Raw genomic sequence first — 21742 nt, 5'->3', positions numbered from 1 at the left:
GGGGCACAATCTTGAAGTCAAACCAAGGAATGATCAATCAATTTGAATTATTGAAAAGAAATCAATCCGTAATGGTTTATGTTTCTGATACGGAAAATGGTGCAGTGCATCTTGCTGTTAAAAATGTAACCCGAGATATAGACAGGGCATGCGGCTGTAAAGCCGTCATTACGAAAGAAATAGAACAGGGCAGTATCGTGATTGGTACTCTTGCAAATAATCAGTCCTTGCTAACTTATCTACTAGAAAAAGGGGTTTCACTTGATAAGATGAAGCAAGAAGATGGTTCATATCACTGGGAAGCTTTCCTTCAAGAAGTAGTAGACGGCGTATTCTATATCATAGGAACGGATAGACGAGGTACCGTTTTTGGAATCTATGATCTATGTGAGGCGATCGGTGTATCCCCATGGTATTACTTTGCAGATGTTCCCGTAAAAACAAAAGATGCATTCCATCTGCCACTTGATTTTTCAAAAGCAGATTGGCCTTCTGTGAAGTACAGGGGAATCTTCTTAAATGATGAGGAAGAGCTGGATGAGTGGGCTAAGCTTCATACTTCGGATGGTACGATCGGTCCAGCTACCTACCAACCTATTTTTGAACTGCTACTCCGTTTAAAAGCAAATTTCATCTGGCCAGCCATGCATGTGAATTATTTTAATGAAAATCCCGAAAATGCAGCACTCGCGGATCGTATGGGGATTGTGGTAGGGACATCGCATTGCGATATGCTGCTTCGCAGTAATCAAAACGAATGGGAACCTTGGCTCGAGGCAAAAGGCTATACGGATGCTGTATACGATTATTCTATCGAGGGACAAAATCGTGAGATCTTGGAAGAGTACTGGCGTGAAAGCGTCGAGAATAACAAAAGTTATGAAGTGTGTTATACCGTTGGCATGCGCGGAATCCACGATTCCGGTTTTCATACTCAGGCAATCGATGAAGATCAATCGATGAACGAGGATGAGAAGACAGAAGCGAGAGTTTCTTTGCTAGGGGAAGTCATTCAAAATCAAAGGGAAATCATTAGAGACGTCATTGGTCAGGAAAGGGAACAACATTCGTTACAAACCTTTATTCCTTACAAAGAAGTATTGAATCTTTATGATCGGGGACTTGAGTTACCTGATAACGTGACCTTAATATGGGCAAATGATAACTTTGGTCATGTGCGCAGGTATCCGAATGAAGCAGAACGCAAACGAACGGGCGGAAACGGGTTATATTACCATAATTCGTACTGGGCTACTCCAGGAACCGCAATGAGCTATCTATTTATAAATTCAATTCCTTTGGCTCACACGGGGAATGAGCTGAAAAAGTCATATGAGTCTGGAATACGGAAACTATGGATTCTAAATGTAGGGGGGCTGAAGCCTCTTGAACAGGATATGGAGTTTTTCTTGCGATATGGCTGGGAAGCAGGCAAAGATAAGGCATTAACAAAAAATGCATTACAGTTTACTGAACACTGGATTAACGCTAATTTTACCGGAAATCACGGTGCGGAAGCAGCTGAATTATATGAAATTTTTGCACAGGTAACGAATGTACGAAAAATTGAACATATGAATTCTAATGTCTTTTCACAAACCGTACTTGGTGATGAAGCAGGCCGTAGATTAATGAAGCTTGAGGATATCTTTAGACGGGGAAACAACATTCTGTATCGTCTTCCACAGGGAGAGCGAGACGCATTTTTCCAACTGTTTCTAATGAAAATACACGCTTCCTATTATACCAATCATGAATTCTATTATGCGGATCGGAGTGTCCTTTCGTATGATCGTGGAAACATGCAGGCAGCAGATCACTATGTCGAACTTTCCAAAAAAATGATGGATTACAAGCGAGGCATGCTTCATTTTTATAACAAAAAAATGAGCAGTGGTAAATGGGAAGGCATTCTCACACCTGAAAGCTTTCCTCCTCCACCAACTGCCATGTATCCTGCGCGAAAACCTGCATTAAAAATATCGGGAACCGGCATGAGCATCCATCTATGGAATGAAGAGGATGTGCTGCATTTCTCCATCTATGGACGAAGACAAAAATGGTTTGAGATAGGTAATCTAGGAGAAGGAAAGCTTCCTTTTCAAATCGAGATAACCGAAGGAGCCGACTTTATTTCAATTTCCGAAAAAGAAGGATCGATCCAAACCGAGAAGAGAATCTTGGTGTCAGTGAATGATCCCATGAAGCATGCGGGCAAGACTGGACTCATTACCGTCCAAAACCTTAAGGAGGGGACAGTTCGTTCGGTACGCGTTCTAATAGAAGAACATGTAGAAGTTCCGCAAGGGTTCAGCGGATATATAGAAGCCGATGGTTATATTGCTATTCCCGCAGCTTCATACCATCACCATCACGGTGAGACTGATACCGAGCTAAAGTGCGGCTGGGTGACCGTTCCGGGGATCGGAAGATATGAAGGTGCAGCGGTGATGGCTTGGAACGCAAGCTTACAACCACTTGATGGAGAGGTGAAGAAACATCCTTTTTTAGGATACGACATTTTATTAAAAGAGAGCGGAGAGTTCGCACTAGAGATACATCGATTTCTCACATTACATTCTACAGGGAGAATTCGGTTTGAAATTGGAATAGATGATGCCGAGCCTATTATAGTCGAATCAAAAACCCGTGATGAATGGATGGGGAACTGGAAGGAATCCGTCTTTAATAATGGAGAAAAAATGGTGGTTAAACTCCCTTACTTGTCTGCAGGTATGCATGTTTTAAAGCTGTATATGGTTGATCATTATGTAACGATCAGCAAGATGGTACTCTATACAGACGAGCCGAATATCGCATCCAATTTAGGTCCGATTACCAGTTGGTATAATCACATACCGGTTTCTGAACATGGTTTCGAATCCCCTGACGTAGAGTGGAATGAAGTTGAGCGCTTATGTAATGAGTTGTATAAGACAAAAGAGAGTGAAGTACCTCTTCCGAATGTACTATATGCAACGAGAGATTTTTACAAAACGATTCACAATGTTTTCTTGAAAGGTGTAAATATACCGCAGGCATCACTTGGTAAGAAGCGCTATGCTAACCGTGTTAATCTAGATTCTAGAAAAGATATAATTAAAGAATTTGGTGCAGGAAAATTTCTAGAAACAAATGGTGTTGTTGCGATCGAGGTGGAGTATGTGTTAGAAAATTCAGAAAATGCTTATCTCACGTCAAGTATGGACGGGACTGCTCTTTCTTGGAGTCACTTACAGGCCGAAACCAATGGCAGAACGGGGCTTGCTATGCATGTTCCTAAACCTGGTATCCTATGGGAAGATCCGAAGATTGCTCCAGCTATGAACTACCAAATACGGATTCATACTCCTGGAACGTATCATATTTGGCTGCTTCTTCGTCATTATAATGATCAATCGGATTCTTGTTATTTGTCGTTGGACGGCATTGTGAAACCATTATCTGAGCAGCTAAGTAAAGGGAAACTTCATACTTATAACACGGCTCAATTATATTACTGGTGCTACATCTCCGATTTGGAACTGACGATGGGGGATCATTTATTTTCAATCCTTGCGAGAAAGTCCGAACTCAGGATTGACCGTATTTATATGTCGATTAGTGAAGAACTGCCCCCTGCAGATCTTATGTGGAAAGACTCGATAAGAAAGGTTTAATAGTCAAAACAATAAATTTTAGATATGGTAATCTATGTATTGCAAAGAACAGGTAAAAAAGCAAAGATTAGCATCACGACTTCTAGCGAGGGAGAAATGTACCATGACCAAAACTTTATCGTTAAAACGCTTTCACCTAGGTGCTTGTTATTATCCAGAACAATGGGACAAATCACTTTGGACAGACGACCTAAGAAGAATGAAAGAGATGGGATTTAGTATCATTCGAATTGGCGAATTTGCTTGGTCCATCTTTGAACCAGAGGAAGGTAAGTTTGAATTTACGATGTTTGACGATTTTCTAGAACAGGCAGCTATAAGCGGTATAAAAGTAATTATGGGAACCCCGACAGCTACACCGCCCGCATGGCTTACTCATAAGTATCCTGAGGTACTGAACGTATCTATGGAAGGGGTTACATACCAACATGGACAGAGAAGGCACTATAACTACAGCAGTCCCGTGTATTTGGAACTTTGTGAACGAATCACTAGAAAGATGGCACAACACTATAAAGATCACCCGGCCATTGTAGGCTGGCAGATCGATAACGAGTTCAACTGCGAGATTAATGTTTTCTACTCGGAAGCAGATCATCTTGCATTTCGTCAGTGGCTGCAGAAAAAATATGATACGCTAGAGCAGCTCAACTCCGCATGGGGTACTGTATTTTGGAACCAAACGTATACCAGTTGGGAACAGGTGTATCTTACTCGTCCCACGGTATCTGGTTCACCGAATCCGCATCAAGCTTTGGATGAAAAACGGTTTATTTCCGATAATACGATCTCATTTGCAAAACTGCAGGCAGATATACTCCGAACAGAAGCACCTAATCATTGGGTGACAACAAATGGTGTGTTTGGACATTTGGACAGCCATCAGATGACAGATGACCTGCTTGATTTCTTTTCTTATGATTCCTATCCTCAGTTCAGCACCATTTATCCGGACCTTGGAGATAAGCCGTTACTGGACCGTAAGTGGAGCTTGTCTTTAAGCAACGTCAGATCCATGTCACCGAACTTTTGCGTGATGGAGCAACAATCTGGACCTGGGGGATGGGTGAACAAAATGGAGATGCCATCTCCATTGCCGGGGCAAATGCGATTATGGACTTACCAAAGCATCGCTCATGGAGCGGACATGATCTTGTATTTCCGCTGGAGAACGGCAACGTTCGGTACGGAAATTTACTGGCATGGGATCAATGATTATCACAATCAGCCGAATCGCCGGGTAGCGGAAGCAAGTCATATTGGACAAGAGCTGCAAAAGGTTGGACAACGAATTGTAGGTAAACATAATGTGGCAGAAGTTGCTTTAGTTCGTGATTATGATAATGAATGGGATGGGGAGCTGGATCAGTGGCATGGTCCTTTGACCAAGCAAAGTGAGCTTAGCTGGTATAAAGCTCTGCAATACGGACATATTCCTGTTGATATCTTTATGATCCGGCCAGGTATGGAGTCAGAACAACAATCGGAGTTGTCCAAATACAAAGTACTGATCTACCCACATCCAGCAATTCTACGGGACAGCACAGCTGCGATGTTACAGAAATATGTAGAGGGTGGCGGGATTGTTATATTCGGCTGCCGAACAGGGTATAAAAATGAATTCGGACACTGCCGCATGCAGCCGCTTCCAGGCCCAGTAGCCGAGATGTGTGGCATACATGTTGAGGATTTCACTATGGTAAATGGAACTGCATCACCCGTATCAGTGAAGTTTACAGATCAAGATATTGATTTTACAGCTCCAAACTTCAACGACATCTTACGTGTTCAATCCGATACGGTAGAGGTATTAGCACACTATTCATCAAGCTATTATGATGGGAAGCCGGCTTTGACCGTCAATCGCATAGGTAAGGGACTTGTCTACTATTGGGGTGCAGCGTTTGATTTAGCATTAGCAAGTGAACTTATAGGGCGATTGCCTGTGAAATCTCCATTAGCTGGATGGTGCCAAGCTCCCTCTACTGTAGAAGTGGCTGTTCGTGCAGATGCAGAGGAAGAACTGGTATTCCTTCTCAATTACAGTGGAGAACCGGCTGAAATTATACTGAGCGCTGAGGCGGAAGAGCTACTCTCTGGTTCCAAGCAGACGGGTGCCATACAAACGGAACCCTATGGAGTTTGGATACTAAAAAAAGAGAAGTGAGTTACATCAGTTGTTTATTTCTCGAATGGGTGCGTAAAGCCTATTAGGTAAAATAGAAAAATAACCGGAACTGGGGTTCGGTTCCGGTTATTTTCTTTGTATTTATTTACGTTTTCCATTGTGTGATCTTTACAAACCAAATCATTTCCTCAATCTACTTTAATTAATTGCCATTGTTGATTAAGATTGCCACGATAAAGATTTTGCTGCAACTTTGCTCCGTCAGCCGTTGAGGACCCAACTACCTCTACAGCCTTATTGCTATTCACATTAAGGATACTCCAATAACCGCTGCTTAGCTTAATTAATCTGAACTGTTGCGCGGTATTGCCTAAGTCCTCCCATAACTGAATCGCTTCCCCGTTGTTTTTCGTTCCATTTCGTACATCCATGACTTTATTATCGGATGAACTTACACTTCCGAGTTTGTAATAGTTGTTGTAAGTGCCTAGGTCCTGCACCACCCAGCGCTGTGCTGTTGCATTATTATCAGGCCACTGCTGAAGCTGTAGTCCATTTGTGTTTTGTCCTCCTGGCACGTCAATGGCTTTACCGGAAGCTCGATTCACTAGTTTATATGTGTTTCCGGATGTAATTCCGTTCCAGATCCCATTCCAAGGGTTCATCTGCGCACGCTCATAATACCATTCGAAAATGAAGCGGGCCATGCCATCCCGAGAAGTATTTCCGTCATACAACAAACCAGCCGTTGGGTCCGCAAAAGTACTTCTTGGGCCTGTGCCCAGCAAAAATCCGTTCATATGAACCGCAATACTCACATTTCCTGCAGTCGTGAAGATCGCTTTTGAGTTTTTGCCAAAACCTTCATTTGAACCATTGAATAGCTCCCAATAGGAAGAGTCTCCAGGAAGTGTTTTGAACCAAGTCGTCTCTGTAATGTTAATTGGATAATTATCAGCACAAGGCTTGATATTGGTATCCCATTGCTGTTGCAAGGTTGTATAGTCATCTTTGGCACCGTAGCCTGGATACCAATGAACAGAATACCCAATGTTGTTCAGTGGATCCGTTAGTGGGTGAGATGCACACAGCTGATAGTACTGATCCCAGCCTAAGCCTGCCGCCCATATCACATTATCTGCACCTTTGCTTCGGATTGTCGAGATCATCGAATTTTGAAAGTCATTAAGTGCGCCCCAGTGTGCTACAAAATCAGATTGGCTGGGATGACCTCCCCATTTTCCGTTAGCATATGACAGAACGGGTTCATTAACGAGTTCAAACATCACATTATCTGCGCTTTTAATCTTCGGCTCAGAGGCGAGGTAGCCCCAGATTTGATTGAATTTATCGAGATTTGCTTGCGTGGTTGCTTGATTGTCTTTCAGTGTGAAATCGAGTCCAATCGTTACATAAACGCCTCTAGTCTTGGCATATTCGATATAAGGGATAAGGACATTTTGCGTAAATGCTTGTGCACCAGCAAAATTGTATGTGCCTGCTGCAACATCACCCATATCTTCTTTGTCGATAAATAGGCGGACCTGATTCATATACCATCCATGGCTGTTTCCATATTTCGGAGAAGTGTCGGTAAATGTATTCGTAATATCCTTTAAATATTCTAAAATCGCCGCATGACGGTTGCCACCGTTGCGATCTAAATAGTAATTACTACCCTGGTAAGTCCAGTAAGAGCCCCCTGGTTGATGCCATCCATTTAATAAAACCGCTTGGCCACTGCTGTTTACCAGCTGGTTCCCACTAACATGAAGCTTAGATGCAGGCACACCTGCCCATGCATTTGCCACTTGTCCGTTCAGCAATAATGAAATTATAAGGGTTACTACCAATAAGTATTTTACTGTCCAGATCATTGTTCTCCTCTGCATTAATAAGTCAACTCCTTCATGATATTTTGCGTTCGACAGTAAGTAAGACTAGCTGCTTGAATATGTAAGATCACCTCCATTCTGTGATTATCCAGTGACGTCATTTTGGAGTACAAAGCAATTAGATAATCGAATATTGTATGCGTTTACAAAAGGAGTTTACAATCAAGCAAGAGAAGACAACAACCTGTCTAATTATTGATATGTGGTAGATTCATCATTCAACCATTATTGACAGGTAGATGTAACTGGAAATAAGAGCTACAATGATGCGGTGAACGTAAAAATTCGGCATACTGAAGAACCTCTATGCTACTTAGAAGCTCTCTTTTGAAGATGAAAGCGAAAGGATGATGATTCATGTTTAACCCTACACCGGGATCGATGAATGAAGCCAAGGGTCCGACAGCACCGCGCGATCCGCATCAAGTTCCTCCATCTTCGGATGAGCCTCCAATTGATTTCAAATCACTAGCCTATCGTAATATGATAGATAAGTCGCTTTTAAACAAAGGCAATACTTATAGATTGAAAAAGGCGATTGATAAAGCGAGACGTGGCGAGCCTGTCACAATGGCTTTCATTGGGGGTTCAATTACTCACGGAGCGGGAGCTGAACCGCTTCATCTAAATTGTTATGCTTATCGATCATATGATCTATTTAAGCGTATGTTCGCTGGAGAAGATGGGAGTTCCATTCGCTTGATCAAAGCAGGAGTAGGCGGTACATCCTCAGAGCTTGGGATCGTCCGTTATGAACGTGATGTTCTGCGAGATGGCAGGGCCAATCCGGATATCGTGATCATAGAGTTTGCTGTTAATGATGCTGACGATGAGACAAAAGGGAATTGTTACGAGAGTCTTGTGCTCAAAGCACTTGGTGCAGAGAACAAGCCAGCGGTCATCTTATTGTTCAGTGTGTTTGAGAGCGACTGGAATCTTCAAGATCGGCTCGCTCCTGTCGGCTGGCATTATCATCTGCCTATGGTCAGTGTGAAGGATGCCGTAGTAGATCAGTTTCAATGGACCGAGGAACAAGGAAAGGTCATTTCTAAAAAGCAATTTTTCTACGATATTTATCACCCAACGAATGCAGGGCATAAGATCATGAGCGATTGTCTAGGAAAGTTATTTGAAGAGGTCGACCGGTCTACTCCTGACAAAGAAGATTACACAAATGAGAAGCCTCCATTGATTGGAAATGATTTTGTAGGCATAAAACTGCTGGATCGCCTGAATGGCGACCGTATTGCTGTAATTGATGAGGGTGGATTTCAGGAGATTGATACCGATCTGCAAAAGGCAGAGATGGATGATCACTCGTTTGGTACCATATTATTCCCTAATAATTGGATGCATGGGGGCACATCAGACAAACACTATTTTAAGATGACCATACGAAGCAAACGGCTTATCATGGTTTTTAAGGACTCGGGAAGTGCCGATTTTGGATGTGCAAGTATATGGGTCAATGGTAAACGGGTGAGGACAGCAGATCCCCATAAGGTGAATTGGACCCACTGTAATGCCATTTTACTATACGATGAACAGGACACTGACGAGCATACGGTTGAGATTAGAATGGAAGATAAACAGGAAAATAAGCGATTTACGATCCTAGGATTCGGTTATGTGTCCTAAGTAAAGATTACCGCCGTACTGCAAGTTTGATATAATAGCCCACAGAGAGGGGGATAAATATGTACACGGTAGAAAGTTTAATGGGACAATTAGAACAGCTGAACATTGATAGGAAAGGTACGTTGTTGATACATTCTTCGATGAAAAGTATCGGGCCGGTCGAGGGCGGTGCGGACACAGCTTTGGATGCGTTTACAGAGTATATGAAGGATGGTCTATTGGTGTTGCCTACCCACACATGGTCTTACATAAATGGAGATAATCCAAGATTTAACGTTGAACAGTCACCTTCCTGCGTTGGAATCCTGCCTGATCTCTTCCGCAAACGGCAAGATGTCGTGCGTTCCTTACATCCCACTCATTCGGTGGCCGCATTAGGTCAGGATGCTATAGAATTCACTAAGGACGATCATCGTTTTGATACTCCATGTGCTAGAGGTTCCGCCTGGGGGAAATTGCTCGACCGAAAGGCGACCATATTATTAGTTGGGGTCGATTTAAAACGCAACACCTTTATTCATGGAGTAGAAGAGTGGGTGGACATACCAGGCAGATTAACGGATGCCCATGAGATGCTTTACACCGTTTTACCCGATGGAACCGAAATTCCTGTACCGTCCCGCAGACATTGTGGGTTATCGTGGTCAGAGCATTTTTGGAAAGTAGATGAGGTTCTTGAAAATAACGGTGCGATGTATAAGGGACAGCTTGGAGATGCCGTTGTTAGGGTTTGCGATGCAGCTAAGGTTGCCAACATCATCACTGAAATGCTCGAAACAAATCCGGATTTATTCTCAGATAATAACCCCTTGGATCGTGAGTATATATTAATGAACTCCATTCGGTAACATTATATATCTTATAAAAAGCTACAAAAGTAAACGTAAAAAGCAACCACTTTATTAAGGTGTGGTTGCTTTTTATCTGCTCATTTAATTTTTGACTTGGTATCACTTCGTATGAATTTTTATTGTAACGCTTCGAGTACAGCCTCAATTTCTTCAACTGTGAAATTCTCAAGCGCCATATTTTGAAGTTTCTCTTTGTTTTCTTCGGTCAGCCCTTCAGATGCGATCTCCTTGACATATTTTATATCGGATACGGATACTCGGCTGACAACGAATTTTAAAGCTTCATCTTGACTTTTAAACACCGTATCCTCTTTATCTGAGGACTCAACTGAGTTTTCTTTCGTACTATTTTTTGTTGTATCTTTCGTATCATCTTTCGTTATATCATTGGTATCATTATTTATTATATCTTTTAAATCGTTTGTTATATTTTTGGAGTCACCTGTTAAATATTGTTCTTTTAATTGATTAATTGCTTGTTCTACTTCCGGCTTAGCAAGCTCTGCCGATATTTGATTAGCAGCCGTATGGATGACGGTATTATATACCCACTTTCCTCCGAAGAAAAGCACAACGAAACAAGTTAGAAGGATGATCCAAGTTTTCTTTTTACGCATAAAATCCTCTCCTTATTCAACGATCATAACATATTTTTTAAGTTATATAGAAGCCCCAAATGGTCTTTGTTATTCTATTAAACACTTATAATTACAAAGGTTGCAAGTAGGTGTTCTATGAAGATGAAATTTGGTTGGAGGATTAGTAATGAGCAAAAAAGAAAACAAAGCTACCTAGGAACTTATTTTACAGGAATAGATGGTAATGGTGTCTTACAAAGATTTGATAGTATAGAAAGAGAAGCAGAAAAAATAATTGACGAGGAACTGATCGATAAAGATAGAATAAAAAAGAGTACGAATAACTACTAATAGTTATTATTCGTACCCCACATATACTTTCCAACTGTTATGAGCAAATCTCACTTCTATAAGAATACAACTCGAAGGAAGATCAAGTTATATATCTATCTATTCTGTAGAGCTTTTCATGTGAATTATGTGAATTATGTGCGTTAAAATGGAATCCATTAACGTTAACTTAACCGTTACCGCCTTGGAAGGAAGGGTACTTCGTCATTCCTCCGTCAGCAAAAATGGTAGTACCGGTGACATAACTTGATTCATTCGAAGCTAGCCAAGCTGCCACGGATGCAATTTCTTCCGGCTTCCCAATATAACCTATCGGTATCAGATCCTGAACAGCAGCTCTCGATTCTGGATCTGCAAACTTCACCGCATTGATAGGGGTTTCTATAGCACCTGGCGCGATATTATTAATTCGGATGCCTTTAGGTGCAAATTCTAGTGCTAGCGTTTCGGTCATTAATTTGACACCGCCTTTGCTAGTTGCGTAATGGACAAAATGAGGCCATGGAATTTGCTCGTGAACACTAGATATGTTAATTATTTTACCTTTTATTTTATGATCCAGCATGTAATTGATTGCTTCACGACATCCTAAAAATGTACCGGTCAGATTTACATCAATTACTTCTTTCCAGTTCTCTAGTGTCATTTTTTCGGACGGAACTTCATTCTCAATTCCCGCATTATTGACCCAAATATCAACTGATCCAAAGCTTTCGTGTGCACTTTGAATAAGTGCCTTTATATCCTCTTCTTTAGAAACGTCGCCTTTCTGGCTAATCGCACGACCTCCATTTTGGGCAATTTCTTGAATGATCTCTTTCACGTTTTCTTCTTTGCTATGATAATTAATGACCACATTTGCTTTTTCTTGGCCGAATCTTAGTGCCATTGCTTTTCCTAATCCTGTAGATGCACCTGTAATGATGACTGTTTTGCCTTCCAATTCTGTATACATAGTAACCTCCTGAAGAATGAATAAGTTTAGCTGTCTATTATTATTAAACTATTTACATAAAAGTAAGCAGTTTAGAATTGGATTTTAAAGATCAAGAGGTATCGTGATTCTGAAAACAGATAAATATATTAAAAAAGTATGAAGAAATATTCATCCAATATTCATCCATTTAAATGCAAAATAAGGAACATATTGGTAGATTTATGATTCTACTTCTATTATCATAAGTCTCAAACGGGTGAAAGGGTGTGTAGATAAGTGGAACGTGAATTGGCGCTTGAGATCGTTAGGGTAACAGAACTAGCAGCACTGGCTTCAGCTCCTTGGATGGGTAGAGGTGATAAGAACAGTGCGGATGAGGCAGCGACTTTGGCGATGCGCGCCATGTTCGATTCTGTATCTATTAAGGGAACCGTAGTTATTGGAGAAGGTGAAATGGACGAAGCGCCCATGCTTTACATTGGCGAAGAGGTTGGGAACAGTGAGGGACCTGAAGTGGACGTTGCTGTCGATCCTCTGGAAGGAACAGAAATTGTAGCGAAGGGCCTTAACAACGCACTCTCCGTTATCGCAGTTGCGAATAAAGGAAATCTGCTTCATGCGCCTGATATGTACATGGAAAAGCTCGCTGTTGGTCCTGCACTCGTAGGAAAAGTGAGTATTGAGGATCCCATTGATGTGACCATTCGCAAAGCCGCTGCAGAGTTAAACAAGAATATATCTGACCTGACCGTCATGATCTTGGATCGCGATCGTCATGAAAGCATTATTAAGACGCTGCGAAAAGTGGGCGTGCGAATTAAATTTTTGAGCGACGGTGATGTGGCGGGAGCCATGGCACCCGCATTTCCCGAAGCAGGCATTGATATCTACGTGGGTTCAGGAGGAGCACCCGAGGGAGTACTTGCGGCAGCTGCGTTATCTTGCCTTGGTGGAGAAATCCAAGGAAGACTCATGCCTGCTAATGCGGATGAATTTCAGCGCTGCTTGAAGATGGGAATTGCAGATCCTTATCGAGTGCTTACGATGGAGGACATGATCGGCAAGGACGATGTCATTTTTGCGGCTACAGGAGTTACGCCTGGTGAAATCCTTGGCGGAGTGAGATATCTTGCTGATGACCGAGCGGAGACACATTCGATTGTCATGAGAGTCAAAACCAAAACAATCCGCTACATACGAACACAGCATTTCCTTCCAGGGAAGGAAGTGCTTCATAAAGTAAGAAAAGCACAGGCGGCAGAGGAATCCGAGGAAGCGAGTGTACTTAAGCAGCAGGCAAAAGTGCAAAAAGAGGAGAATCTTGCTGAGTCATTGAAAGAACCAGTAAGAGAAGCAGTACAAGAACGAGTGAAAGAATCTTTGAAGAAAGGCTGATGTTCATAGAGGTATGAGCATTGAGCTGAATATGCGTTTGTGGTCTTCGAACATTAGAATTCCTTCATTACTATATAAGAAGACCATAAGCGCTATTTTTATAATAAAAGGTTCACGATGATATGATCATCTTGCTTATACTGTTCCTAGCTCAAAGATCTGAACTTATAAAGGTGGGCTTCGCTGTGAAAATGATGTGGAGAGTATATGTGTTTTTATTCATTGTCTTATTCGCGGGTTATTATTGCTGGATTCAATTGATGCATAGCAGCTTTAATATGGTCAGTATAACCGGTATAGTACTGCCTTTTATCTTATTGATTGCGTTATATATGGTTAATCGGAAAGCAGGTAGTTGGGGCACCCATGTAGCACTGGTAATATGCGTAACTATTTTCACGGGTGCTGTGTATCAATTATGGGTGCATGAGCAAAAATCTCATTTTACGATGGTTAATTGGGTAGCTGAGCCGGAAAACCGCGTTTGGATGGTAGATGACCTGCTTGAAGAATACGACTTTGTTGGTATGGATGCATTATCGTTAGAATCTATACTTGGCAAAGAAACGGAAACTACCTATTTCCAAGCACCTGATCGGTCGGTGTATTATCTTGGCAACGAGCGTGGATTCATTTCTATTGATAGTGAGTGGCTTGTGTTTGATTTTGACGAAAAAGATAGGGTGACGAATGTAGAGATAATGCGTGATTAGAGACTGAATTAGATCGTATTTATTTAAAAGGTTGTTTATCTTAATACATACAAAATAAAGTCGCTAATGGCGGCTTTTTTCTTATTATTTTGATAATGAATCAATCTCATAATGTGCTATGTAGTTGATTCAGATTATATTTAAAAAGGCGAGATATAACAAAGAGGCGGGGGATCTAATAGTGACAAATCAGATGATAAGAAGTATAAAATCTTTATTTCACCACAAGCCTAGAAAATTAGCTTTTAAAATATCCTTTTCTTATTTTCTAGTCATTTTAATTACGGTGGGTTTCAGTTATTTGGTCTTGTATCAAATAACTACAAATTCAGCTCAGAAAAAAGTAAATGAAGCATCGCTGCAAACGATTACTTCTATACAGGCAAACGTTGATTTAATGATCGAAAACGTAAATAACTATTCCAAAATGATATTTTCAGATCCTAACCTTCAAAGCTTGTTAAGGCAAGGAAATGTATATTCCAACCTTCAAATCCAGTCTAAAGTCAGCGCATATTTGTATAATCTTATGCAAGCGGTTCCAGTGATTGATTCTGTTCATATTTTTGATAATTCAGGCCATCGTTTCTCGGTAGGGACAGAGGAATTACCAAATTTTACGGGAGTAAACTTAGACGATGCTCCATGGTATGAGCAAGTGGTACAAAATAAAGGAAAGTATATGCTGAGATTAAATGGCAGCGGAACCTTTTCAGAGGGTGATTCTGATGGAAACTTCGTATCATTCATTCGTTTGATTCGGGACATAGACAATACATCTCGCCTTGGAATTCTTGTTATTAATATTAAAGATGATGCATTTGTACAGGCCTATTCTAATTTGCTTCGTCAAAACCTACTTGAAATTGCTATTTTAGATGAAAACAATGAGATCATTGTAGCTGATTCCGCTGAAGATCAAAGTGATGCGGTCTTTAAAGAAATTCTTGCGACAAACAAAGAGAGATTAGAACAGCAATTCCAGCAAAACAGATCAGGAGTCCTTACAATGAGTTTACATTCACAGGAATATACGACTTCGTATGTTTCGGGTGGGGAGAATCAATGGAAATTTGTAAGCATCACACCGCACAATACTACGAAGTCTACCAATAAATCGCTTGTACTTCTGGCGTTGATTCTGCTGGTGGTTAATGGAACGATCTTCTTTTTGAGCTCATTTATCATTTCACGCAGTATTATTAATCCAATTCACAAGCTTCTTCGTTCCATGAACAGGGCGCAAAGCGGTAACTTTATGAAAATAAACTTAGAACTCAATAGTTATGAATTTGAACAGCTTTATAACGGATATAACCACATGATAGAAAAAATTGATCAACTGCTAAAGCACATGATGGAAGAACAAAAAACAATTCGAAAGGCGGAACTAAATGCACTCCAGTCTCAAATTAAACCACATTTTTTATATAACACGCTGGATTCCGTATCTTCACTGGCCATGTCAGGATTAAACGAACAGGTATGCGAGCTGGTTGAAGCATTAGGAAGCTATTACCGCTTGAGTGTTAGCAAAGGACGAGAGGTAATCACGGTCGGCGAAGAAATAGAGATGGTTCGTAATTATTTGAAAATTCAGGAGGTACGTTATCAAGATGTGTTTGAGGCACAATTTGATGTAGACAAAAACAGCTGTCAGTCCCCGATTCCAAAACTGATTATACAGCCATTGGTTGAAAATTCGCTCTATCATGGTATAAGGCCCAGTGGAACAAAAGGTACGATCCGAATCAGCTCACGAAGTACGGAGGGTATAGTGACAATAACCATATCTGATGATGGGATTGGCATGTCTAAAGAAGAGATTGATGAAATTCTGAATACGGAGAGAAAGGGACAAATCAAGAGCTTTGGTCTATGGGGAACAATGGAACGATTGCGTATATTTTATGGGAATAAGGATTGTATACATATTAACAGCGTACCGGGGAAGGGAACTCATATTACCCTAACTATACCGAATGGAGTAGATACCTCATGGGAAAACTGAAGGTTTTGATTGTGGATGATGAATATTTGATTCGCAATCTCCTTAGGATGCGCATTAATTGGGAAGAGCAAGGTCTGATAATCGTAGGCGAAGCTTCAAATGCTCAGGAAGCCCTGGATATGGTGGATAAACATAGACCTGATATCATTTTCACGGATATTTACATGCCGTATATTAACGGAATTGAGTTTAGCAGCAGGGTGCTAAAAAAGTATCCGGATATTAAAATTGTCGTCGTTACTGGTCATGATGAATTTGAATACGCACAACAGAGTATTAAAATTGGAATTTCAGACTTTATTCTAAAACCGATTCGAGCTTCCGATTTACTCCATGTTACCGAACAGTTAAAACGTAAAATTGATGAAGAACGTAGACGTGATCTAGAACTGGAGAAGCTGAAGCAAGAACTGGAGAACAATTTTCCATATCTCAGAGAAAAATTTTTATATCAATGGCTTAAAGGCACTCTTTCTATAGAAGAAATTTATGAAAAAGCCGAATACTTTACATTTCCTATGTTCAACCGCAGAGCAGCATACCAGGTAGCTGTTATAGAAATCTCTTCATCCTCAGAGGAACAGACGGAGGAACAACTGATTCTGCTGGGAATGGAGTGCAGAAATCGTATTGAGGCATTTTTTTCGCAGGATTCAGAAGTAATTATATTATCGGAAGCCCAGGACCGAATGGTGATTATTTCATTTAGCGAGGGCGGTGATCTTGTCGACGATTGTGAGTCCCTTAAATTAATTCTCATTGATTCACTTCCATGCTTCCTAAACATCGGAATCGGGAGAAAGCGTGGCAATATCCAAGAAGCGCATCTGGGTTATCAAGAAGCTAACAGGGCACTTCATTACAAAGTTTTTGTAGGTCATAATCAGGTGGTCTGCTTCGAAGATATCATTGAGGGCAGGGAAGATCATTACCGGTCTAAGCCCGAGCTTCTTCAGCAGTTGCAATTCTATATCAGCGTCGGTTCGACAGAACGAGCGGCGCAGATGTTAACACAAATATTTGACGTTTCATTTTCCAGTAAAGCGAAGTTCCGCACGGCGGCCATGGATGTGATTACGGAGTGCCAGCGCGCAGCGATGGAGCGGGGGATTGAGGACGAGCATACGCTGAATACAGAGACACTCGTTTCCATTCTGACGGCGGATAATCTGCCAGAACTAAAAAGAATACTCGAAAGTTACGTTCTTACCGTTTCAAATACAATTAACATGGAAAATCAGGCCAAAGCAGGTAATCTGATCAGTCAGGTGAAAGCGTACTTAGAGAATCATATGAGGGATCCTAACGTGGGACTTGCAAGCACCGCTGCTGTATTTTTTATCAGCCCAGGACACTTGGGAAGACTTATGAAGAAGGAAACCGGTCAGACGTTTGTCGAGTATCTTACAGATATTCGCATGAAAAGAGCGGAGCATCTGCTGAAAACGACCGATTTAAAAGGATACGAAATAGGAGAAAGGGTGGGTATCATAGATCCGCATTATTTCAGTGTCTTATTCAAGAAAACGATGGGAAGGTCTATGAACGAATATCGAATCGGTAAATTATGAAGGAAAAGATGTTCGAATTTTAAAAGGGAATGTGCGTATTTTGAATGGAGTAAACAGGGGAGCTTCCCTATAATGTCCTTTAGAAGCGTAAAAACACTTAGGGAGGTCAAAAAATGAAAGCGTTATTAAAAAAGTCAATGAGCCTCGTTCTGGCAATGGGGATCGCAGGCAGCCTGGCTGCCTGCTCTTCCGACTCATCCGAAGGTAAATCGGCAGATAAAGATGCAAGCGGTTCCATAAAGCTGACGCTGTGGGATCAGTCCGTAGGAAATACCGATCCGTCAGCGAAGCTGTTACCTGAGATCATCGAGAAATGGAATAGCGAACACCCAGATATCCAGATTGATCGGTCGGGAACGACAGGTGAGCAGTATAAAACGAAAGTAAAAACTTCACTCGCCGCAGGCGAAGCACCTGATCTTTTTTACGGTATGGGAGGCGGCAGTTTTATGCAGCCTTATATCGAATCAGGCAATGTTCTAGAGATATCCAGTTACTTAACAGATGACATTAAGTCGAAGATGGGACCGGGTATGGCGGAAGCCATTGAAGTGGATGGGAAAATATATACCCTGCCGGTTTATACGCACATTGCCAATCTATACGTGAATACCGAGCTGTTTGACAAAGCGGGTGCCAAAGTTCCGACGACTTATACGGAACTACTCGATGCCGTAGAGAAATTGAAGGCGGCGGACATTACGCCGGCTCTTATTGGAGAAAAGGACCGCTGGCCGGGCATGTACTGGTATGACATTATTGCGATGCGCCAGGCTGGAAATGAAGCCGTGGTCGAGGCATTTAAAGATCCATCCAAATGGGACTCTCCCGATTTTGTGGCGGCCGCAACCAAAATGCAAGAACTGGCTAAGGCAGGAGCCTTCAACAGCAGTATGTTCAGCATGAGTTATGATGAAATGCTAGGCGCGTTCAACGCAGGGAATGGAGCTATGATGTTCCAAGCCAACTGGGTTAATGCTGGCATCGAAGATCCGTCTTCGGCGGTTAAAGGTAACGTCCAAGTGATCCCTTTCCCAACTTTTGAAGACGGCAAAGGTAAAAGCACGGAAATATTCGGCGGAGCCGTAGACGGTTTTTATGTCAGCAACACCACGAAGCATCCCAAAGAAGCAGTTGAGTTCTTGATGTATTTGAGCGAGCAACTTGGAACACAAGGCTATCTTGCCGGCGCAGGACTTCCTAGCTGGAATATTGATGGACTGGATACTTCGAGCCTTTCCACACTCGACACCTCTGCAGCAGATATCATGAAAACAGCAACATCGTTTATTGCATGGTGGGACAATATTCTCCCAGCAGATTCTGCAGAAACACACAAAAACTTAATCGCTCAACTCTTGGCAGAAGACATCACTCCGGAAGAATTCTGCAAACAGATGGCACAGCTTAAACCAACAGAACTAACACTTTGATCCGTGAATAAACCCAAATGAGATGTGGTCAGGGACTGTCCCTGACCACATCTTTGAGAGGAGAACGATCATCATGAATTCGGTGTTTTCTAACAAGAAGGCCATTATGATATTTGTCCTGCCTACCCTTCTCATATTCTGTACCATTGTATTAATTCCGATCGTTGTCTCCGCATATTACAGTTTATTGGATTGGAATGGCATCTCCAAAGGTACTTTTATTGGACTGGACAATTATACTCAGATGTTTCAGGATTCGCGAGCATTAAAATCCATAAAAAACTCATTGTTGTTTGCGGCAGCATCTATTTTCATTCAGCTGCCTATCTCTCTTTTACTTGCACTGATCCTGGCATCATCTGTCAAAGGAGAGGGCTTTTACCGAACCGTATATTTCTTGCCGGTACTGATTTCGACGGTTGTCGTCGCGCAGCTGTGGTCCAAAATTTATAATGCCGACTATGGTCTTTTAAATACAATGCTCGAGAACGTTGGTCTTTCGTCTTTGGCACAAGACTGGCTCGGGCAGAAGGATACAGCGCTTGTTGCATCGTTTATACCTACCTTGTGGCAGTATATGGGTTATCACATGTTGTTAATGTATGCCGGAGCGAAGTCAATTTCGCAAGATATATTTGAGGCTGCCAAAATGGACGGGGCTTCTCGCATGCGGACTGCTTTTTCTATTACCATACCGCTAATGAAACCCATTCTTAAAGTTTGCCTCGTCTTTTCGGTCATTGGCGCCTTTAAGGTGTTTGATCTGATTTATGTACTGACAGGAGGCGGTCCGCTTTTCTCAACTGAAGTGCCGAGCACCTTGATGTACACGACCATTTTCGGAACGTACCAATATGGTTACGGAAGTGCTATTTCCGTCTTTATCATTTTGGAATGTTTAGTAGTAACTGTTCTTATCAATAAATTTTTCAAGATAGAATAGGAGGGAGAAAAATGAGAACAGCAGAAGTACGATTGCGAAAGAAAACGACATTTATTAGGAACATAATAATACAGGCTTTTTTAATTGTTGTTGCTATTGTACAGATCTATCCCCTGATCTGGCTGGCCTTTTTCTCCCTGAAAGATAATAGTGAAATATACAGCGGAGATGTTTTGGGACTGCCTGACAAATTTCTATGGAGTAACTACTCGAAGGCTCTATCAGACGGTCATGTGTTAACTTACTTTTTCAACAGTGTACTTGTAACTTCTGTTTCGATCCTTCTTGTTCTGATTCTTTCCTCTATGACGGGTTATGCGATCACAAGAATGAACTGGAAACTCAGCAGTTTAACGATGACAATCATCCTTCTCGGAATGATGGTACCGATTCAGGCGACGCTTCTGCCGCTCTTTATGGTACTGAAGAATCTGCATTTATTAAACACTTATTGGTCCTTGATTATACCGTATGTAGCTTTTGGAATCCCTATGGCGGTATTCATACTGGGCAGCTTCTATAAAGGGATCCCGAGGGAGATGGAAGAATCGGCGGTCATGGATGGCAGCGGAATTTATAGAACCTTCTTCTCCATTATATTACCGCTCGTACGCCCTGCCATCGCCACAGTGGCGATATTTACGTTCCTATCCTGCTGGAATGAGCTTATGTTTGCGGTAACGTTCATTAACAAAGAATCTTATCAGACCCTTACGGTTGGGATGATGTCTATGGTAGGGACTTATATCACACAGTGGGGAATTATTGGAGCAGGACTTATGATCACTACTCTCCCGACGGTTATTATTTACTTGGTGCTCAATAGACAAGTACAGCAAAGTATGATTGCTGGCGCTGTTAAAGGATAAGACCTTTTGAAGCGAGAATATCTATATGAGTTATGAAATGGATTCGATAATATAACCAAAAAAGTTGGAGGACTAGTTATGACCAAGCTATCTATAGTACATAAGGTGTCTACACAGGAAAAAGTGGTTGCCTTTACGTTCGACGATGGACCTCATCCGCTTTATACAAAACAACTGCTGGACCTATTTCATGACGTTAATGGCAAAGCGACATTTTTTATGATCGGTCAGGAGATGGATGCATTTGAGGATGTTGCAAGAGAAGTTCATACTGCTGGGCATGAGATCGCGAATCATACCTACTCTCATCCTGATCTAACCACACTAAAGCTAGAGGAAGTGCGGGCAGAATTGCAAAAGGCGGATGAGAGAATTCGCCGATTAACAGGAAAGCCTGTAATGAATTTCAGACCTCCGTACTTTTCTGTTAATGAGGATATCCTCGCACTTGCTGGGGAGTTTGGATACACCGCGATTGGTACAGTGAACGGTGGGGCAAAAGATTGGGAGCAGCCCGGTGTCGATTATATTTTGGATCATACAAGACCAACCATCGAAAATGGCAGCATTTTGATATTTCATGACGGATATGGTGAGCGTTCTCAAACGATTGAGGCTGTCCAGATACTAGTGGAAGAGCTTGCTCTTGATGGATATCGGTTCTTGACCGTAAGTGAGTTGCTAAATCTTGCGAACCACTCTTAAATTAAGGAGGAGCAGAAGCGTTTTATTTCTGTTCCTTTTTCTAGTTAGATCAGTTACATTGATAA

16 protein-coding genes are annotated in these 21742 nt (G+C 41.7%); 13 read left to right on the top strand and 3 right to left on the bottom strand.

Going from position 1 to position 21742, the window contains the following annotated elements; all coding sequences use genetic code 11:
- Positions 1 to 11: 11 nt before the first annotated feature.
- Both H9647_RS15490 and H9647_RS15485 read left to right on the top strand, forming a co-directional pair.
- Positions 12 to 3659, top strand: a complete 3648-nt coding sequence (locus H9647_RS15490) for a glycosyl hydrolase 115 family protein (protein ID WP_191801527.1) — start codon at positions 12 to 14, stop codon at positions 3657 to 3659.
- Positions 3660 to 3762: 103 nt separating this feature from the next.
- Positions 3763 to 5826, top strand: coding sequence for a beta-galactosidase (locus H9647_RS15485; protein ID WP_191801525.1), 2064 nt, complete (start codon positions 3763 to 3765; stop codon positions 5824 to 5826).
- Between the two features lie 149 nt (positions 5827 to 5975).
- Here H9647_RS15485 and H9647_RS15480 read toward each other — a convergent pair whose 3' ends face one another.
- On the bottom strand, positions 5976 to 7679 hold the full coding sequence (locus H9647_RS15480; RefSeq protein WP_191801523.1) for an RICIN domain-containing protein: 1704 nt from the start codon (positions 7677 to 7679) through the stop codon (positions 5976 to 5978).
- A gap of 360 nt (positions 7680 to 8039) precedes the next feature.
- Here H9647_RS15480 and H9647_RS15475 point away from each other — a divergent pair, with 360 nt between their 5' ends.
- Together H9647_RS15475 and H9647_RS15470 are read left to right on the top strand one after the other, a co-directional pair.
- Positions 8040 to 9320 (top strand): SGNH/GDSL hydrolase family protein, encoded by a 1281-nt coding sequence (locus H9647_RS15475; protein ID WP_191801521.1) that lies wholly within the window; start codon positions 8040 to 8042, stop codon positions 9318 to 9320.
- Positions 9321 to 9379: 59 nt separating this feature from the next.
- Complete coding sequence (locus H9647_RS15470; protein ID WP_191801519.1) at positions 9380 to 10168, top strand: AAC(3) family N-acetyltransferase; 789 nt, start codon at positions 9380 to 9382, stop codon at positions 10166 to 10168.
- Positions 10169 to 10287: 119 nt separating this feature from the next.
- On the opposite strand, the gene H9647_RS15465 is transcribed toward H9647_RS15470, so the two are convergent.
- Positions 10288 to 10788: a hypothetical protein gene (locus H9647_RS15465; protein ID WP_191801517.1), complete on the bottom strand. Its 501-nt coding sequence runs from the start codon at positions 10786 to 10788 to the stop codon at positions 10288 to 10290.
- A 123-nt stretch (positions 10789 to 10911) separates the two neighbouring features.
- On the opposite strand from H9647_RS15465, the gene H9647_RS15460 reads away from it, so the two are divergent.
- Positions 10912 to 11100: a hypothetical protein gene (locus tag H9647_RS15460; RefSeq protein WP_191801515.1), complete on the top strand. Its 189-nt coding sequence runs from the start codon at positions 10912 to 10914 to the stop codon at positions 11098 to 11100.
- Positions 11101 to 11269: 169 nt separating this feature from the next.
- On the opposite strand, the gene H9647_RS15455 is transcribed toward H9647_RS15460, so the two are convergent.
- Positions 11270 to 12055, bottom strand: a complete 786-nt coding sequence (locus H9647_RS15455; protein ID WP_191801513.1) for a glucose-1-dehydrogenase — start codon at positions 12053 to 12055, stop codon at positions 11270 to 11272.
- Between the two features lie 258 nt (positions 12056 to 12313).
- Here H9647_RS15455 and glpX point away from each other — a divergent pair, with 258 nt between their 5' ends.
- The 8 genes from glpX (at position 12314) to H9647_RS15415 (ending at position 21677) form a co-directional block, all read left to right on the top strand.
- Positions 12314 to 13432 (top strand): class II fructose-bisphosphatase, encoded by a 1119-nt coding sequence (gene glpX, locus H9647_RS15450; protein WP_318245324.1) that lies wholly within the window; start codon positions 12314 to 12316, stop codon positions 13430 to 13432.
- 185 nt (positions 13433 to 13617) lie between these two features.
- Positions 13618 to 14145 (top strand): hypothetical protein, encoded by a 528-nt coding sequence (locus H9647_RS15445; RefSeq protein WP_191801512.1) that lies wholly within the window; start codon positions 13618 to 13620, stop codon positions 14143 to 14145.
- 181 nt (positions 14146 to 14326) lie between these two features.
- On the top strand, positions 14327 to 16156 hold the full coding sequence (locus H9647_RS15440) for a cache domain-containing sensor histidine kinase (RefSeq protein WP_318245323.1): 1830 nt from the start codon (positions 14327 to 14329) through the stop codon (positions 16154 to 16156).
- Positions 16144 to 17727 carry a response regulator gene (locus H9647_RS15435; protein WP_191801510.1) on the top strand — a complete coding sequence of 528 codons (1584 nt, stop codon included), beginning with the start codon at positions 16144 to 16146 and terminating at the stop codon, positions 17725 to 17727. Before H9647_RS15440 ends, H9647_RS15435 begins: the two co-directional genes overlap by 13 nt.
- 137 nt (positions 17728 to 17864) lie before the next feature.
- Positions 17865 to 19160, top strand: coding sequence for an extracellular solute-binding protein (locus H9647_RS15430; RefSeq protein ID WP_225229324.1), 1296 nt, complete (start codon positions 17865 to 17867; stop codon positions 19158 to 19160).
- Positions 19161 to 19233: 73 nt separating this feature from the next.
- The gene (locus tag H9647_RS15425; protein WP_191801505.1) at positions 19234 to 20103 is read left to right on the top strand and encodes a carbohydrate ABC transporter permease; all 870 of its coding nucleotides are present in this window, start codon (positions 19234 to 19236) and stop codon (positions 20101 to 20103) included.
- Between the two features lie 11 nt (positions 20104 to 20114).
- Positions 20115 to 20972 carry a carbohydrate ABC transporter permease gene (locus H9647_RS15420; RefSeq protein WP_191801504.1) on the top strand — a complete coding sequence of 286 codons (858 nt, stop codon included), beginning with the start codon at positions 20115 to 20117 and terminating at the stop codon, positions 20970 to 20972.
- A gap of 78 nt (positions 20973 to 21050) precedes the next feature.
- Positions 21051 to 21677 (top strand): polysaccharide deacetylase family protein, encoded by a 627-nt coding sequence (locus tag H9647_RS15415; RefSeq protein ID WP_191801502.1) that lies wholly within the window; start codon positions 21051 to 21053, stop codon positions 21675 to 21677.
- Positions 21678 to 21742: the final 65 nt, after the last annotated feature.

Origin of the sequence: Paenibacillus gallinarum (genome assembly GCF_014836635.1) — a bacterium.
Classification (GTDB): domain Bacteria; phylum Bacillota; class Bacilli; order Paenibacillales; family Paenibacillaceae; genus Paenibacillus; species Paenibacillus gallinarum.
The sequence above is the reverse complement of the archived record's forward strand: the minus strand, read 5'-3'. Positions and strand labels throughout refer to the sequence as shown.

Bases quoted from the DNA above. Each gene is read 5' to 3' on its own strand.
- H9647_RS15465 (WP_191801517.1), bottom strand. From the start codon at position 10,788: ATGCGTAAAAAGAAAACTTGGATCATCCTTCTAACTTGTTTCGTTGTG.
- H9647_RS15420 (WP_191801504.1), top strand. From the start codon at position 20,115: ATGAGAACAGCAGAAGTACGATTGCGAAAGAAAACGACATTTATTAGG.
- H9647_RS15435 (WP_191801510.1), top strand. From the start codon at position 16,144: ATGGGAAAACTGAAGGTTTTGATTGTGGATGATGAATATTTGATTCGC.
- H9647_RS15460 (WP_191801515.1), top strand. From the start codon at position 10,912: ATGAAATTTGGTTGGAGGATTAGTAATGAGCAAAAAAGAAAACAAAGC.
- H9647_RS15470 (WP_191801519.1), top strand. From the start codon at position 9,380: ATGTACACGGTAGAAAGTTTAATGGGACAATTAGAACAGCTGAACATT.
- H9647_RS15475 (WP_191801521.1), top strand. From the start codon at position 8,040: ATGTTTAACCCTACACCGGGATCGATGAATGAAGCCAAGGGTCCGACA.
- H9647_RS15485 (WP_191801525.1), top strand. From the start codon at position 3,763: ATGACCAAAACTTTATCGTTAAAACGCTTTCACCTAGGTGCTTGTTAT.
- H9647_RS15480 (WP_191801523.1), bottom strand. From the start codon at position 7,679: ATGCAGAGGAGAACAATGATCTGGACAGTAAAATACTTATTGGTAGTA.
- H9647_RS15415 (WP_191801502.1), top strand. From the start codon at position 21,051: ATGACCAAGCTATCTATAGTACATAAGGTGTCTACACAGGAAAAAGTG.
- H9647_RS15425 (WP_191801505.1), top strand. From the start codon at position 19,234: ATGAATTCGGTGTTTTCTAACAAGAAGGCCATTATGATATTTGTCCTG.
- H9647_RS15430 (WP_225229324.1), top strand. From the start codon at position 17,865: ATGAGCCTCGTTCTGGCAATGGGGATCGCAGGCAGCCTGGCTGCCTGC.
- H9647_RS15455 (WP_191801513.1), bottom strand. From the start codon at position 12,055: ATGTATACAGAATTGGAAGGCAAAACAGTCATCATTACAGGTGCATCT.